The 435-nt window shown below is 40.5% G+C and carries 1 pseudogene; it reads right to left on the reverse strand.

What is annotated here, in order from left to right:
* Positions 1 to 230: 230 nt before the first annotated feature.
* Positions 231 to 435: pseudogene (locus tag KSP9073_RS17310) on the reverse strand (hypothetical protein); the annotation flags it as partial.

Consider the following 435-nt stretch of genomic DNA (forward strand, 5'->3'; position numbering starts at 1 on the left):
CTACTACTAGAGCATTCACCAGATTTAACACCGGATGAAGTCAAAACCCTGTTAAAAGAAAATACAAGCAAGTGGTCTGGGGATGACCCGATGGTTTATGGAGCAGGTGCAATTGACGCAGAAAAAGCAATCAAAGAATAAAGAAAAAAGCCCTTTACGTTTTGCGTAAAGGGTGTTGTTTGTCTCATTTTTAAGTGTGAAGTCTTTCATCTACTTGAGCAGCTGACATGTTATGCTTCGATCTCATACATCTCCTCTCCTTTTTGAATGTGCGTACGCGCTTCGATCACAATCTCAAAAAAAGTGGAGGATTCCTTGTACATGTCGCGTTCCTTATAATAATTAGCCGCATCAAGTGCTAATTCCTCTAAATCAGCAAACATTTTTTTATTTCTCAGACCAAAAAGGGCCGACCTCAATTGCTCACAGCCGTCT

Origin of the sequence: Kushneria phyllosphaerae (genome assembly GCF_900312995.1) — a bacterium.
Lineage (GTDB): Bacteria > Pseudomonadota > Gammaproteobacteria > Pseudomonadales > Halomonadaceae > Kushneria > Kushneria phyllosphaerae.